General features: G+C 35.2%; 13 protein-coding genes. 3 read left to right on the top strand and 10 right to left on the bottom strand.

Annotated elements, in window-relative coordinates:
• Positions 1 to 8: 8 nt before the first annotated feature.
• The 10 genes from HX004_RS05930 to HX004_RS05885 all read right to left on the bottom strand — a co-directional run bounded on the left by HX004_RS05930 (position 9) and on the right by HX004_RS05885 (position 11,121).
• On the bottom strand, positions 9 to 1,430 hold the full coding sequence (locus HX004_RS05930) for a hypothetical protein (RefSeq protein WP_286441424.1): 1,422 nt from the start codon (positions 1,428 to 1,430) through the stop codon (positions 9 to 11).
• 354 nt (positions 1,431 to 1,784) lie between these two features.
• On the bottom strand, positions 1,785 to 2,738 hold the full coding sequence (locus HX004_RS05925; protein WP_286441423.1) for a Fic family protein: 954 nt from the start codon (positions 2,736 to 2,738) through the stop codon (positions 1,785 to 1,787).
• A gap of 259 nt (positions 2,739 to 2,997) precedes the next feature.
• On the bottom strand, positions 2,998 to 3,966 hold the full coding sequence (locus HX004_RS05920) for a hypothetical protein (protein ID WP_286441422.1): 969 nt from the start codon (positions 3,964 to 3,966) through the stop codon (positions 2,998 to 3,000).
• Positions 3,954 to 4,739, bottom strand: coding sequence for a hypothetical protein (locus HX004_RS05915; protein WP_286441421.1), 786 nt, complete (start codon positions 4,737 to 4,739; stop codon positions 3,954 to 3,956). Before HX004_RS05915 ends, HX004_RS05920 begins: the two co-directional genes overlap by 13 nt.
• A 222-nt stretch (positions 4,740 to 4,961) precedes the next feature.
• Positions 4,962 to 6,380, bottom strand: a complete 1,419-nt coding sequence (locus tag HX004_RS05910) for a serine hydrolase domain-containing protein (protein WP_286441420.1) — start codon at positions 6,378 to 6,380, stop codon at positions 4,962 to 4,964.
• A 226-nt stretch (positions 6,381 to 6,606) separates the two neighbouring features.
• Positions 6,607 to 7,473 (bottom strand): AraC family transcriptional regulator, encoded by an 867-nt coding sequence (locus HX004_RS05905; protein ID WP_286441419.1) that lies wholly within the window; start codon positions 7,471 to 7,473, stop codon positions 6,607 to 6,609.
• A gap of 118 nt (positions 7,474 to 7,591) precedes the next feature.
• Entirely contained in the window at positions 7,592 to 7,969 is a 378-nt protein-coding gene (locus tag HX004_RS05900) for a hypothetical protein (RefSeq protein WP_286441418.1), read from the bottom strand.
• A gap of 1 nt (position 7,970) precedes the next feature.
• Positions 7,971 to 8,591 carry an SCO family protein gene (locus HX004_RS05895; RefSeq protein ID WP_286441417.1) on the bottom strand — a complete coding sequence of 207 codons (621 nt, stop codon included), beginning with the start codon at positions 8,589 to 8,591 and terminating at the stop codon, positions 7,971 to 7,973.
• A gap of 83 nt (positions 8,592 to 8,674) precedes the next feature.
• Positions 8,675 to 10,015 (bottom strand): peptide-N-glycosidase F-related protein, encoded by a 1,341-nt coding sequence (locus HX004_RS05890; protein ID WP_286441416.1) that lies wholly within the window; start codon positions 10,013 to 10,015, stop codon positions 8,675 to 8,677.
• Positions 10,016 to 10,350: 335 nt separating this feature from the next.
• Positions 10,351 to 11,121: a GNAT family N-acetyltransferase gene (locus HX004_RS05885; protein WP_286441415.1), complete on the bottom strand. Its 771-nt coding sequence runs from the start codon at positions 11,119 to 11,121 to the stop codon at positions 10,351 to 10,353.
• Between the two features lie 277 nt (positions 11,122 to 11,398).
• Here HX004_RS05885 and HX004_RS05880 point away from each other — a divergent pair, with 277 nt between their 5' ends.
• From HX004_RS05880 to HX004_RS05870, 3 genes are read left to right on the top strand one after another with little or no spacing between them, the layout of a single operon-like run.
• Positions 11,399 to 11,839 carry a MarR family winged helix-turn-helix transcriptional regulator gene (locus HX004_RS05880; RefSeq protein ID WP_286441414.1) on the top strand — a complete coding sequence of 147 codons (441 nt, stop codon included), beginning with the start codon at positions 11,399 to 11,401 and terminating at the stop codon, positions 11,837 to 11,839.
• A gap of 42 nt (positions 11,840 to 11,881) precedes the next feature.
• The gene (locus tag HX004_RS05875; protein ID WP_286441413.1) at positions 11,882 to 14,287 is read left to right on the top strand and encodes a 3-hydroxyacyl-CoA dehydrogenase/enoyl-CoA hydratase family protein; all 2,406 of its coding nucleotides are present in this window, start codon (positions 11,882 to 11,884) and stop codon (positions 14,285 to 14,287) included.
• Between the two features lie 22 nt (positions 14,288 to 14,309).
• Positions 14,310 to 15,491 carry an acetyl-CoA C-acyltransferase gene (locus HX004_RS05870; protein ID WP_286441412.1) on the top strand — a complete coding sequence of 394 codons (1,182 nt, stop codon included), beginning with the start codon at positions 14,310 to 14,312 and terminating at the stop codon, positions 15,489 to 15,491.
• The last annotated feature ends 12 nt before the right edge of the window (positions 15,492 to 15,503 follow it).

Here is a 15,503-nt window from a genome sequence, read left to right as displayed (position 1 = left end):
CTAAAATTTTAATTAATTGTTATTAAAGGACGTTTTACATTATTGTGAATTAAGTAAATTTCATTCAATCCTTTTTTTGATTTTAGCTCTACTATATATTCTTCATTCTTCAAGTCTTGCCAAGCCTTAAATGTCGAAAAATAATCCTTATTCCAAAACCAATTATGTACAAGCGGAGGCATTAATGGTATGTTTTTTTGAATATAAAGCAAACTATATTGATTTTTTAGTTCTCTTTTCGTTAGGAAAACATATTCCATTGGAGTATTATCTGTAATATTCCACATGGGTTGATTAGAGAAACTTAAATGATAATTGCTGACCATATAAGCATTACTAAGATGAATAGATTCATCAAATAGTAAAATCTTATGATCTAAGTAATACTGACTACTTTTCGTATTTTGATACTTATCTATCTCTTGTATAAAAGAATTATAAATATTACTCGAGTGTTGCATACGCACCGTCAGACTTTGTTCAGCAGGATTCAATATTTCTTTATTTCCCTTGTCCTCGTATGAAAAACTATAACCATTAATAAATTTTAAATCAAGATTTGTAGGAAACAAAATAGATTCTCCTTCTTCTTCATCATTATTCATAAAAGAAAGCCAATTCTCCTTCTTAGACCATCCATGTGTGTAATCATCATATGTGCTAAAATCCCAAGTAAAATTCTCCTTTTTAAAATTAAATCCAGATTCATAATCAATACTCCCTTGATAAACAATCTCTCTGAGTTTATTGTACTCATCATACTTAAATTCTACATTCTTATTCAAAACAGTTGTATCAATATGCTGTCGTAACAAATCTAACTGATAATCAAGGGTTTTAAATTTATTTCTTAATAATCTACTTTTATCCTTGGAGTAAACATATTGACTAAGAAATAGTAAACCATTTTTGGTGTTTTCAAACTTTGTAACCGTAATTTCTTCCTTCGTTTCTTCGTATTGATACTTGTATTCTCTCTTTTTTACTTGATCGTAGGATTGTAAATTAAAATCATTTTTATCGTATTGAATTTCTTTTTCTAAACGTTGAGTTTTACGATTAAAAAAAAACACATGTGTGCTCTCTTGGATCGAGTCAATCCAGCTATTTCCTAGATAATAGGTTATTTTTCTTACTCCTTTTGGAGCTGTAAAACTGCAGTATTTTCTATAATAAAAACGCTGTAATTTACTTTCCATATCAAAATCAGAAATAGAATCATAAGCAAATAGGGTAAACATTGGTATATCTTCCCGTTTATAGGATCTCATCCATTCTTCTGTTCTAATAGGACTCTTCTGGTAATAATTCGTTTTTAATCGTTCACGCAATAACAATGTTTTCGTATGCTGATAAGGAGGTACTTGTCCCCAAGAGATACTACAAACATGAAACAGTAGAAGCAAACAAGCGATACAATACCCTTTCATTCTTATCAGCGGATTTTAAACAAATTACATATTCTAGGTTCTTGTTAAATTAGACCTTAAAACAAAAGTAAAATTCGCGAACAACCTTCTACTCAAACTTAACCATAACCACCAAAACAACCTAATTAAAATTTGATTTTTGATTATTTTTATTAAAATAGAAATAAAAAAAAAGAATATAATCAGTTTTTGTTTTAATTCGATGGCGCGGATTTACAATCCACGCCTTTATACTTGTTAAATCTAAAAATCTAACGCACGGATTGCACTCGAGGCTTCAACCGAATAAAACTAAATCAGATTCGCAAGATTTAGAGTAATATTCCCTCCCTTCTTTTTTAAAGGTACACCGCCTTATCGTTTTTTATAGGTTGTTATCTTTTTATCTCCCTCTTTTGTGAGTAATTTATCTTCAACAGCTTTTTTTAAATCTCGACTTGCCGTTGCTGAAGAGATATCCTTAAAAAAGTTTAAATAATCTTTTCGCATAAATTCATTCTTGTTACTTTCTAGAAACAATGTAATTCGATCTGTTTCTGTTAGTTTCTTAGCTGAATTATCTAATAGTTCCGCTAGCGAATGATCAATAATGCTCAACATATACTCAATAAACGCAGTTGATTGACCTTCCTTATCTGATAGAGATAATGCTCTGTAATAGGCCTCTTGATTTTTTGAGATCAAAGTCTCAAAAGGCAAAAATTCAAAAACAGCATACTCTTGCATAAGAATTAGTGTTTGCCATAATCGCCCCATTCTTCCATTGCCATCCAAAAAAGGATGAATAAATTCCATCTCATAATGGAACACACAACTTTTAATTAGTGTTAATTCAGTTTGATCCTTCAAATACTCAAATAAATCTTGCATTAGAAACGGCACCCGCTCAAATGGCGGAGCAATGTGCTCCACTTTTGAACCTTTTACAATTCCAACTCCTTGATTTCTGTATTTTCCAGGTTTATCGATTAGTTTTTTTAAAGGCAATTGATGTGCTTTTAAAAAATCGCTTTCTTTTTGGGGATTTAAGTTGTTTACATTCTTATAGACCTCCAACGCATTTAAAACTTCCAAAATATCTTTTTCTGGACCAACCACTCTTTTATTTTCTAATATAGCAGTTATTTGTTCTTCGGTTAGGGTATTCCCTTCAATGCGAAGAGAAGAATGAATCGTTTTAATTTGGTTTTCTTTTCTTAACGTTGGATTTGTTTTGATGATATACTTTGCATTAACTGCTCCAATTTTTTCTGAAATGGAAGAAATATACTTTAAGATTGTTGCTGTTATTTCATAAGGTGGCTTCATTGATACTATCATTTGATACTATCACAAAGTTAAACATTTAATTCATCCGTGATACCTAATCATATCAAATTAGGAAGAAACGGAGGCGCGAATTTAACTTCACTCAATTCGGCTAAAGCCTCGAGTGCAATCCGTGCTTTACTCTCGTTCAACTTAATATTTACAGTAAACGTATTCTAACCATGGATTACACTCGAAGTATCAACTGAAATAATCACTATTAAATTCGCAAGATTGGAGTTAAATACAAACTCATACTCTAATTACATAAAAAAACAGCATTACCTACAAATTGATAATCTTCTGTATGAAAAATTTTAAAAATACTATCTTCATAAATTGTACTCCTACTTACATGATAACGAAATATAGTAAATGACTGTAAATTACTATTACGATCTAAAGTACACGATACAAGATATGTTGTTTCTACATCTGTTTCATCTCTTTTTAAACGATAGCTAAAAGAAATAGTATTATTGGAATACGTATTTACTTTTACATCTTCACCAAAGTATGATTTGATGAAAGGACTTTTAAACGCTATTGTATCTTGTTTTATTAAATCCTGATTAACATCATAAGTATATCTAGTAACTATGACATCATCCTCTATAATTTGACCTTTTTTCTCATTTTTAGTAGACACACCTTGTACAGACTTGTGTATAGTTTTATTCCAAATTGTATCTCTAATACTATAATTTTTCCATTTAGGATAAATAGTATAACCATTTTCACTAGTAGATTCATTAATATTTATAACTACTTCAGTACCTTTCTTTTTATAAATAGAATCAATCTTAGAAATACGTTCTATCATTAAAGTATCATTATCTAATTTTATATCAAATAGTGGATAAGTCCGCATATTCAAAAAAGTTTTATTCTTATCTGCCTTTTTCACCAATATACCATTATTGTACACGGGTTTACCCTCTATATCTTCCTTAATAAAATAGCTTATTGTGTAGGAATCACAAACCTTGATTCCTATGAATCGTGCAAAAGCTAAAGGAAGTTCAATTTCTTTTGGTGTTTGAGCATAACTGCGAGGCATTATTCCTATAAATAAGAAAAGAAAAAGAATGGGAATAAGGGAAAAGGTTATTTTCATTTTACTTGATAATAAAACTTGTTCTTTTTTTAAAAATAATACTTTTAGAAATAAAAACGCGATGAAATAAAAATCATCGCGTTTTCTTTTTTGTTTTCTTATTTGCCACAATTTTCATTGTAGTCTGGTAGAATTTCTAAAGCCATACGTTGAATCTTAGCTCCGTTTAACTCGAACTCATTCTTCAGCAAAGCGCCTAATTTAGATTTCTTCTTTTCTTCTTTTTCTGGATTATAACTAGCGTATTCGTTATTTAGCATTTTTGTGCGTACATAAGAACAATCTTCTGTTAGCTTCTTAAAATCGCTGCTATTTAACTCTTCAATTTTTCCACCATTTTTTACAACCAAAATAGTTGGCGATTCGATAATATACTTAATATCTTGCTCTCTTTCTCTCACTTCAGCATTGCCAATAGCAACAGAAGAAGGCAATCCATATAAACGATAAACTTTAACTGCACCAGGTACAACTACTTCCACCATATACTCGGAAGTTGATAAGTTTTTAATCAACTTAATCTTTCCAGAAACTCCACTTCCATCTGAAGCAGAAGATTCTCGAATATTTTTATATTTTATCAATTCAAATTCGCGCAACACCTCTCCATCATAAGCGGCATACCCCTTTAACTCATCTGTTTTTAGTGTTTTAAATTTTTGTCTTTTCTTCTCTTTGTTAATCTCATCAAAAGCAATAAACTTTACTTTTAATTGATTTTCCCAAGGGGTTTGATCTGTTCCGACTAATTTGACAACCCCTTCGATTTTCTTTCCTTCTTTGTTGATAATCCACCCCATTTTTTCGTTTCCACGCAATTCATATTCATCGTGTTCTTCTTGTGCCACTAAGGTATAGGGCAATAAGGCTAATGCTGATAGCATAAGTAGTTTTTTAAACATCATATTGGTTTCAATAAAGTTAAAAATAGCAAAATAAATACTAATAAAAAGTTAACGAAAATATATAATTATTTGTATACCAAGCAAAAATCAGTCTTCTTTTCTCTTTACTTTATGCTATTGCAAACTATATCTTTATTTTCAATCATTTATACGATGTAATTAATCCACAAAAAAAGGATGACTACTCGCCATCCTTTTCTTCTATTCTTTATCTTCTAAGACCAGTTTGGACCAAATTTGAAAGCTCAAATTCTCAACCAATTGAACCATATCGTCCATTGAGCTATTGGCTAATACGATAACGCCTTCTTTTCGCTCTGGACTAAAACTGACAAAATTGGAATAAGCCACATCTATACCTCGATGAAAATAGAGAGATTCCTTATCTCCAAAGAAGTTTAATCGCCATCCTAAACTAATCCAATCATCTGGAGTAATCATATAGGTTGGCTTCTGCATCAGGGCTAATTCTTTATTTTTGGGATCAAAATAGGCCTGAATATAGGTAGACAAGTCTTCTATCGTGGAATATCCTTGCGTGGAAGGCAAGAAGATATCCATATAACTCGCTTTATTGTCTAATCCTAAATCAACCTTGCCAATGGATTCCACTGTCTTAGTCCTTCTCGATTTAATCAACTGGGTGGATGGTAAGTTATATTGGTCTACGATATGCGTTTTAAACAAGTCTGTATAAGGTTTATGGTATACACGAGCCAAAGCATCTCCTAAAACACTACTACCAAAGATAGAGAAACGACCTCGTACTTTGAGGGTATCTAATTCGATATCTTGGGCTAAATAATTTGCAATCGACGGATTACCTATACTGGTTTCTTGTTCTTTTCTCTTCTTTTTATTGGTTACCAAATCCTCTCCTACCAAGGTGATTTTGGGAAAGAAGGGCAACATGGCGCTTCCATTGGCTAAAGAAGAAAAAGAAAAGGACAGCGTATCTTTAAATGGCTGTGGATAGTATGCGTTGATGTCTTCCCACAACTTTACTTTGCCTTCTACATCTGCTTGTGCTAAAATCGTATTGGTGAAGATGGAAGTAAAGGTTCCCAAGGCAAATAATCCTCTTTTGTTATCGACATCGCGAATCAATTTAGACTTCTTCTTCAATCCATAATAATGCACTTGATCTCCTTTAATAATAGCCAAGGCTATTTCTCCTTGTTCAGGTAAATGATTGGCATTATCTAAAATGATATCCTCCAGTGATTTCTCAATTAATCCTTGGCGTAAATCATCTTGATTGACATAATCTAAAATGCGAAAACCAACAATATTCGACTCTTCATCAAAGGCGAAATTGACAATAGCGGTATCTTTTTCAAATTGTGTTTTAAATAGCGGAGTTTGATCGTCATTCAATCCATAGTATTCGATATTGATAATCGACCCTAAGTTTTGTTTCATCTCATCAAAAAAAGCTTCTACTGTATTAAAAGGAACCCTACTTTGAAGGGACTCAGAAAAACGATGATAAAATTGATCGTAATTGCTGGTATTGTAATCTTCCATGAAGATTTCCATCACCTGCTCTACTCGATTCTGTGCTTGTATAGTCAGAAAACCTCCTAAAAAACAAAAAAGCAATAGCAAACGCTTGAACATAATATCTTTTTACTTTATAAAAATTAAAGGTAGTCAATTAGAAATGAATCCTTGATACTTTTAACAAAATGAAAGTGTTTTTGATGAGAATTTAAAAATAGACTGTTGTTTGTTTAGTGCAATCTTAACTACATAAATTATTCCTTGTTTATTGAAATTCACATAACCTCACAATTTTAGCCTGTATAAGCGAAAGGCGATATCGTAAACGCCTTTCGCTATTAACCTAGGCAATCCATTGATTTTTTCTGTATTGCTCAGGTGTTTGGTTTGTAGCCTTTTTAAAAATAGTCACAAAATAAGAAGCGTGTTCAAACCCCAATTCATTCGCTATTTCACTAATGGAATGCGTAGTATAACTCAACAAGCGCTTGGCTTCTAAGATGATGTGTTGTTTAATCAAATTACCCGATGTTTGTCCTAGTATAGTACGGCAAATCTTATTGAGGTAATTGGTACTGATGTGCAACATATCCGCATACTCTGATGGCATTTTATGGGTTTTAAAATGCTGTTCAATAAGCACTTGATATTTCTGTATTTTTTCATGCACGGCATTGTGCACTTTCACCGTATGTTGAGGCACATACATGCGATCCAATTCAATCAACAAAATATTTAAATACGAACGCAAGACCTTTTGAGTGGCTTTCTTTTGTGTTCTATATTCCGCTAACATTTGCCACAAGAGAAATTGCATACTTTTTACTGAATCTTGAGGGATGTGAAAAGCGGTTTGGTTTCCTTCGTTAAAATAAGGAAACTGGTGCAATACATTGGTGTTGTATCGAAGGGAAAAGAAATCAGTTGTAAACCCTATAACGGTTCCTATACTGCCTTCTTTCAAGGTAATGGCGTTGATACAATGGGGTTTAATAATCAAGACCTGATTGGATTCAAAACAAATCTTATCTTGATCTACAACAAGAGATCCTCCTCCTTTTTCAATGCACAAAATCAAGTAAAAGGAATGCGTATGTGGCACAGATAATACGGGGTATTTTTGGAGTAATCCTTCGAGATTATCCATCCATAAATCGAGTGTTGTATGAAATAAACCCATTGTGCAAACGGGTATTTTTGTCGCTTGCATACAGTTGTTTTTTCTGGTTTAACTTTACTCTACACCACAGTGATTATCACTACCTAGGTTTGAAGAATTGCTTCATTCAATCGGTAGAAAAGACTGTGATTAATTACATTCTAGGTAGTTAAACCCATTCTGGAGGTTGAAAAACAGCAGAAACAAAAGGGATGATTTCCAAGGTATTTACATAACTTGGATAAGGAATATGTTCTAAAAGAATAGCGTGAACCACATAGGGTTCATACGCCATGGATTGGCTGAATAAAGGTTGTACTTCCTTCATTTTTAATTGAGGAAGCTCCATTTTTTTATCTGAATCTTCGGATAATTCACTTTGAAGATAACAACTCCCATAACAGATTGGAATAGCATCAAAGCGATTGATACAGATATTGTCAGCAATGTATTCTTGATTGATATAGAATGAGGTTAGAATCCAAAAACTCGAGGTATTTTGGTAAATAAAAGAAAGCAATAAAAGAAGTAAAAGCTGCTTTTTCATTTTATTTTTTTTCTTGTAACAATTGACTGATATCCTGAATTAATCGATCAACATCGGCGGTATTCGTTCCATCGTAAACCCCGCGAATATGCTGATTCCCGTCAATTAATAAAAAACCACCACTATGCGCATATCCCCCAGGAGCATTATTCTCTTGATAAGCTTGCATAAAATAACTTTGAGCTAATTGGTGAATCACCTGCTCATCACCATGGAGAAACTGCCATTTTGGAGCTTGAACCCCTATAGACTCACTATAAGCTTTTAATACAGGAATGCTGTCGTTTTTTGGATCAATAGTATGGGAAACAAATAAGACGTCTTCTTGCGTTTGATAAGCATCATACACTCTTTTCATCTCAAGATTCATCTTAGGGCAAATCGTCGGACATTGTAAAAAGATAAAATCGGTAATGTAAATCTTTCCAGCTAGTGTTTGATTGGAAACCACAAGACTATCTTGATTCAGCAAGGAAAAAGAAGGAATTTGATAATACACTTCTTTTCGCTCACCTGCTGCAGTGACTTTTTCTGTGTGATTTCCCAAATAAGGTAAGGGCTTTGCTTCTTTGGAGCAAGCCACAAAAAAAGAAACAACAAGAAAAAGGAATACTCGTTTCATAAAAGCAAAAGTACTAAAAATAACAAAGCACTGTCTAATCAAACAGTGCTTTTAACGAATGGGATTGAATAAACAATCGCCTTCTATTTCTTTACAATCTTTTCCGTGGTTTTTATTCCATTGTCAAATACAATCGAAAAGATATAATTTCCTGCAGTTAGCGATTTACAATTGATTGTACTGGTATTTTTAGCTTCGAGTACTTTGCTTCCACTCATCGTATAGACCACTACTTCTTTGACTTCATTGGGTGAATGAACATACACAACGTCTGTGGTTGGATTTGGATAAATCTGATAGGTTACTTGCTCAAATTTCTCTGTAGCAAGTACACCGTTCATCCCTTTAGCAAAAAAGTAGAGGGACAATGGGAAATCACCTTGGCCTTCATTAAAACGCGCGTCAGGTACAGTAATTTTAAATTCGTGAGTTCCTTTTTGAAGATTGGCAAGGGGAAGGATTCTATTGGGAATCACATCCCCTGGGCACCAGTTGTTCCAACTCGTCCAATCCGCTTCACTTTTTGGTCGTGAACCGTAAATTCCATTGCCTTGGGTATTGTACTGACGATAAGGTTCACATGATTTTCCCCCTGGTATATAAGTTGAAATTAATGCTCCATCTAAATAAACCTGATGCGTACGACGGATGTACTCCTCTCCTCCTGCATTCGCTCCATGATTGGAAGTAATTAAATGAAAAAACGATTCATTGAGGTTTTCTTCCACCTCAAATTGATAGATTTTTGTTGTCGTCCCTGGAACATCTGTTGCATTGTAATTATTAAACGAATCTCTGCTGGCCAAAGGCAATAAGAAAAAGGTATCAAAAGCATTTCCCGTATCTTTTGATTTCAATTTTAGGGTTCCTTCAAATACATCAGATCGCCCTGCACAGCCCTGTACTTCATTATTAGCAGCATAAGGAACGCCAAACACATTGAATTCAATCCAAACATCATAGGCAGCAAAGGATGGATCTTTAAATAAAGGAACCAAATGGTTTAAGTCAAAGACATAAGGCACTGTAGTAGGTTGTCTATTCTTATTCATAAAAGGAGTTATAAAACGCCCAATTTCAATGGTTTTTTTGTTTTGTGTTGTCATGGGCTCTCCCTGAGGTACCAAAGAAAGAAAAACACCGCCAATGCGGTCATAATTGTCGCAAAGAGCACCTATTGTTACTTCTAGTTCTAGGGTTGATAAAATGGATTGACGCTCTACAGTCGTCATTTTTTTGGCGTAAAGTGCATTGTTTAAACGCATAATACCTGGAGGTGTTGCTTCTTCAGAGGTTGCTGCATAGCCATCGTAAAAAACAATCTTATCAAAAATGGTCATGATACGTGTATTCTCTTGTGCAATACTCAGTGTACTAATCAAACAGGTGGCTAGCAAGCTCAACAAGGGTAGTTTTTTCTTCATTGATTTATAAATTAATAGATTGGTTTATGTTTATTTTGCTTTTGATTTTCTGTTACCTCTCCTATCCAAAAGCCTTTCATACTCTTTCTGCTTTTTCTCCTTCTCAGCTCCTTCACCATAATTTCAGCATCCACCTAAAAGAAGAGGCTCAATTAATAAGCAAATCAATTCTTTAAAAATTAACTTAAAATTATATTAAATCAAAGACATAAACAAGTCTCATCGTTCTTTTATTTTCACACTTCTCCGACCGAACCTCCTGTCGTTTATGGGTATAAAAAAAGCCCACAAAAAGAATGTACTTTTTGTGGGCTTATTTCGGCACTTCTGCCTCGTTAATCCAGCGCGTATTTCATCCAAACATTGGGTTCAATATAACGTCCTATATTTTTTTCTATATCTATTTCTATGGGATTTAACGCAAAATCAATAACGTAATTTCCAGAACTTTGGAACGATCGATTGGTCCATTGCTCCCATTCTTGTACACTACCTTCTACTAACATGGCTTTAGTACATACTTTAACAAGGGTAGCGCCATTTTTACAATGGGTGCGTATCCAAGGATCAAAAGGCCATCCCTCCTCGTTTTTCCATGTGATATATTCTTCCATTTGCTGAAGAGGATACTGATGTTTTCGATTTGGTCGAATAGGTAAGATAAACGAATCTACTTGCTGTTCCTTCGCAATGGCTTTCATAAAGCGCACTAGTGTATTGCTAATACCTCTCCCTTGATAAGCTGGATTAACTCCAATCTGTAAGGCACATAAAACATTAGGGGTTTTTCCTGCTTGTCTATCTAAAAAAGCGCGTTCTAATGCCCAATCCCATCCCTCTGCTGGCAAATTATTCAATTCGGCTGCTGTTAAACTCAAAGGCACGCAATTTCCATTTCCAACTACTTCTTGTCCATCCACTAAAAAAAACTGATACAGCGGAAATTCAACATACAGGTCTTCCCAGTATTTAATATTTGCTTTATCTTGTAGGATAAACGTAGGCCACTCACTATAAGCGTATACTTTTTCTAATAATACATCATATTGAGGTAAATAGGTTTTCGATGTTCTTATGAAAGAAAAGTGGCTTGTATCTCTGTCCATGATTTTAAAAATTGCCTAGGATTAATTCATTTTTATTAAACAGCCCAAAGATACTCTTTCTTCCCCAATCCGCTGCTCTTTTCCTTCTTTCTGCTTTTTCTTAACCAAAGCTTAAACTTCTTTGCTTTTCTGTTTTAAAATAATTCACTAATTTAGAAGAACTTAAACACTTTGGGGATTTTATTTAGAGAAGTAAAGCAACAACTTCAAAAAAAATTCACCCAATAGTATGCGTGCATATTATTTTTTTCTTATATTTGAGTTTAACCAACTTGAAATGAAGGACAAAACAATAGACTATACTTTACGAGCAACTTGGCAAGCAGTAGCTAGGATGTATAACGAAGAAGCTGCTAAATACGACGCAACCATGTCTTTAGCTTTTGCTCTGTTGAGTATTGATAAAAACGGTACCCCTTCTACTCTATTAGGTCCTAACATGGGAATGGAAGCGACGAGTTTGACTCGTACACTGAAAAAAATGGAGGAAAAAGGATTAATCACTAGAGAGAAAAATCCTCACGATGGTCGAGGGGTTATCATAAAACTTACGCCTTTAGGCCTTGAAAAAAGAGAGCTTTCTAAGGAAAAAGTCAAGCGATTCAACGAAGCCATTTGCAAACATTTGACAGAAGAGCAGATTGCCAACTTCATTGCTGTAACGGAAACGATTAATCAATTGATTGCCGACAAAGCAATCTTCGACTCGAAGAAGTAAGTGAACAAAACAAAGTATTAACCATAGGAATTATATAAACATATGAAAAGAAGAATTAAAAAAGTGGCTGTAATTGGTTCAGGTGTTATGGGATCAGCTATTGCATGCCATTTTGCCAATATTGGTGTTGAGGTATTGTTAATGGATATTGTTCCCAATGCTTTAACTCCTGAAGAAGAGAAAAAGGGGTTAACCTTAAATGATCGTGCGGTTCGAAATAAAATTGCACAAACGCATTTAAGCAATGCACTAAAATCAAAACCGGCTCCTATTTATACGCCTCGTTTTGCGGATCGTATTACGGTAGGAAACTTAGCCGATGATTTATCGAAAATCAAAGACGTAGATTGGATTATTGAGGTTGTTATTGAGCGACTAGACATAAAAAAATCTGTTTTTGAAAACATCGAGAAATACAGAAAACCAGGCACTTTAATTACTTCAAATACATCTGGAATTCCCATGAAACTACTCGTTGAGGGTCGCTCTGAGGATTTTCAACACCATTTTTGCGGGACACACTTCTTTAACCCACCGCGTTATTTGCCTTTATTTGAGATTATTCCAGGCCCTCAAACGGCTCCAGCAGTTGTTTCTTTTTTCCAAGACTACGCCCGTTTATATTTAGGTAAAACTCCGGTTTTATGTAAAGATACTCCTGGTTTTATTGGAAATAGAATTGGGGTATATTCTATGGCAATGGTGATGCAACTCACCCAAGAGATTGGACTTACCATTGAAGAAGCCGATACTTTAACGGGATCTTTCTTAGGACGTCCTAAAACAGGAACCTTCAAATTGGGGGATTTAGTAGGATTGGATACGGCAATCAACGTAACGATGGGACTAAAGCAAAACTGCCCAGCAGATGCCATGATTCAAGAGGTAAAAGACAATGCTGCTTTGAATTTCTTGCTTGAAAACAAATTTTTAGGTGATAAATCCAAAAAGGGATTCTATTATAAAGAGGTAGACAAAGAAGGAAAAACCAATCGCTTTGCCCTTGATTTAAATACATTAACCTACAGACCTTTAGAACGCGCGAAGATTGAAGCTATTGAAACAGCTAATCAAGCGGGGGGTACAAAGGCAAAATGGTCGGTATTATTGGCTGATCCTGGAAAAGCGGGAACGCTAATGCGCAAGCACTTTGCTTCTCTATTCGCTTATGTTTCACAACGCGTACCTGAAATTACAGATACTTTATTTTCAATTGACGATGCCATGCGTACGGGTTATGCTTGGAAATACGGTCCTTTTGAAACTTGGGATGTATTGGGGCTTCAGAAGGGAATCGACTTAGTTGAGAAAGAAGGGTATCAAGTTGCTCAATGGGTAAAAGACCTAGCTGCTTCGGGAGCAACGAGCTTCTACAAAATTGAAAATGGAAGAAAACTGTTTTACAACCAAGAAGCGAAAACATTTGACGCTATCCCAGGTCAAGACGCTTTTATCATCTTGAACAATATTCGCAACACCAATAAGGTATGGGGCAATAGCGAAGCTACCCTACTCGATTTAGGTGATGGCATTGTAAACTTAGAATTTCACTCGAAAATGAATACCATTGGCGGTGGGGTTTTAGCTGGATTAAATAAGGCTGTTGAAATTGCCGAACAAGATTTCGAAGGGTTAGTTGTTGGAAATCAAGGTTCAAACTTCTCGGTTGGAGCCAATTTGATGATGATTTTCATGATGGCTGCAGAACAAGATTGGGATGAATTGAATATCGCAATTAAAATGTTCCAAGATACGATGATGAAAATGCGTTATTCTGCTATTCCAGTTGTGGCTGCACCCCACGGAATGACCTTTGGAGGTGGATGTGAGTTGAGCTTACACGCAGATAAAGTAGTGGCGGCTGCCGAAACTTATATTGGTTTGGTAGAGTTTGGTGTAGGTTTAATCCCTGGCGGTGGTGGATCAAAAGAGATGACGGTTCGCGCTTCGGATTTATACCGCAAAAACGACGTTGAATTGAATACGCTTCAAGAGCATTTCTTAACGATTGGAATGGCGAAAGTAGCCACTTCTGCTGAAGAGGCTTATGATTATAATATTCTTCAAAGAGGAAAAGACTTGGTGGTCGTAAACAAAGACCTACAAATTGCGCAGGCTAAACGCGAAGCCTTGGTTATGGCTCAAGCGGGTTATACGCAACCAGTGAAACGCAAAGATATCAAAGTATTAGGTCGTCAAGCTTTGGGTATGTTCTACGTTGGAACAGATAGTATGATGGCTGGTAAGTATATTTCAGAGCACGATCACAAAATTGCCAATAAATTAGCCTATGTAATGGCTGGAGGAGACTTATCTGAGGCAACTTTAGTATCAGAACAATACTTACTTGACCTAGAAAGAGAGGCCTTCCTTTCGCTATGTGGAGAGCGCAAAACCTTAGAGCGTATTCAACATATGCTAAAAACAGGTAAACCTTTGAGAAACTAATTAACCAACTAATCACAGAAACATGAAAACTGCATATATAGTAAAAGGATATAGAACAGCTGTAGGTAAAGCTCCTCGTGGTGTTTTTCGCTTTAAAAGACCCGATGAGTTAGCAGCAGAAACCATAGAATACTTAATGAATGCACTTCCTGAATTTGACAAATCTCGCATTGATGATGTCATGGTAGGAAATGCAATGCCTGAAGCGGAACAAGGGTTAAATATGGGGCGTTTAATCTCTTTGATGGGATTAAAAGTAGACGATGTTCCAGGAGTAACGGTCAATAGATATTGTGCCTCTGGAATTGAAACTATCGGTATGGCGGTCGCTAAAATTCAAGCAGGAATGGCTGATTGTATCATCGCAGGTGGTGCGGAAAGCATGAGCTATATTCCGATGGGTGGATATAAACCAACTCCTGATTATGGAGTAGCAAAGGCAGGACACGAAGATTACTACTGGGGAATGGGATTAACAGCAGAAGCGGTTGCAAATCAATTCAATGTTTCCCGTGCGGATCAAGATGAATTTGCTTACCAATCGCATATGAAAGCGTTACAAGCGCAAGCAGATGGAAAATTTGCCGATCAAATTGTTCCGATTACCGTAGAGGAAGTATTTGTTAACGAAAAAGGAAAACGAGAAAGCAAATCGTATACGGTTACTCAAGATGAAGGACCGCGTATGGGAACATCAGTAGAGGCTTTATCTAAATTAAGACCTGTATTTGCTGCAGACGGATCTGTAACTGCAGGAAATTCTTCTCAAATGAGTGATGGTGCTGCTTTTGTTATGGTCATGTCTGAAGAAATGGTCAAAGAACTCAATATTGAACCGATTGCACGCATGGTAAACTATGCTGCTGCAGGGGTTGAACCTAGAATTATGGGAATTGGCCCTATCAAGGCGATTCCAAAAGCACTAAAACAAGCAGGACTACAATTGAAGGATATTGATTTAATTGAATTAAATGAAGCTTTTGCCTCTCAATCCTTAGCCGTTATTCGAGAATTGGGTATTAACCCTGATATCGTCAATGTTAACGGTGGAGCTATCGCTTTAGGGCATCCTCTTGGGTGTACAGGTGCAAAACTTTCGGTTCAATTGTTTGATGAAATGAAACGCAGAGGCTCAAAATATGGAATGGTAACCATGTGTGTGGGAACAGGACAAGGAGCTGCTGGAATTTACGAATTGCTATAACCAACTATTAAC

Source organism: Myroides sp. 1354, from assembly GCF_030324495.1.
Taxonomy (GTDB): domain Bacteria; phylum Bacteroidota; class Bacteroidia; order Flavobacteriales; family Flavobacteriaceae; genus Flavobacterium.
This window is presented reverse-complemented; position numbering and strand designations above follow the sequence as displayed.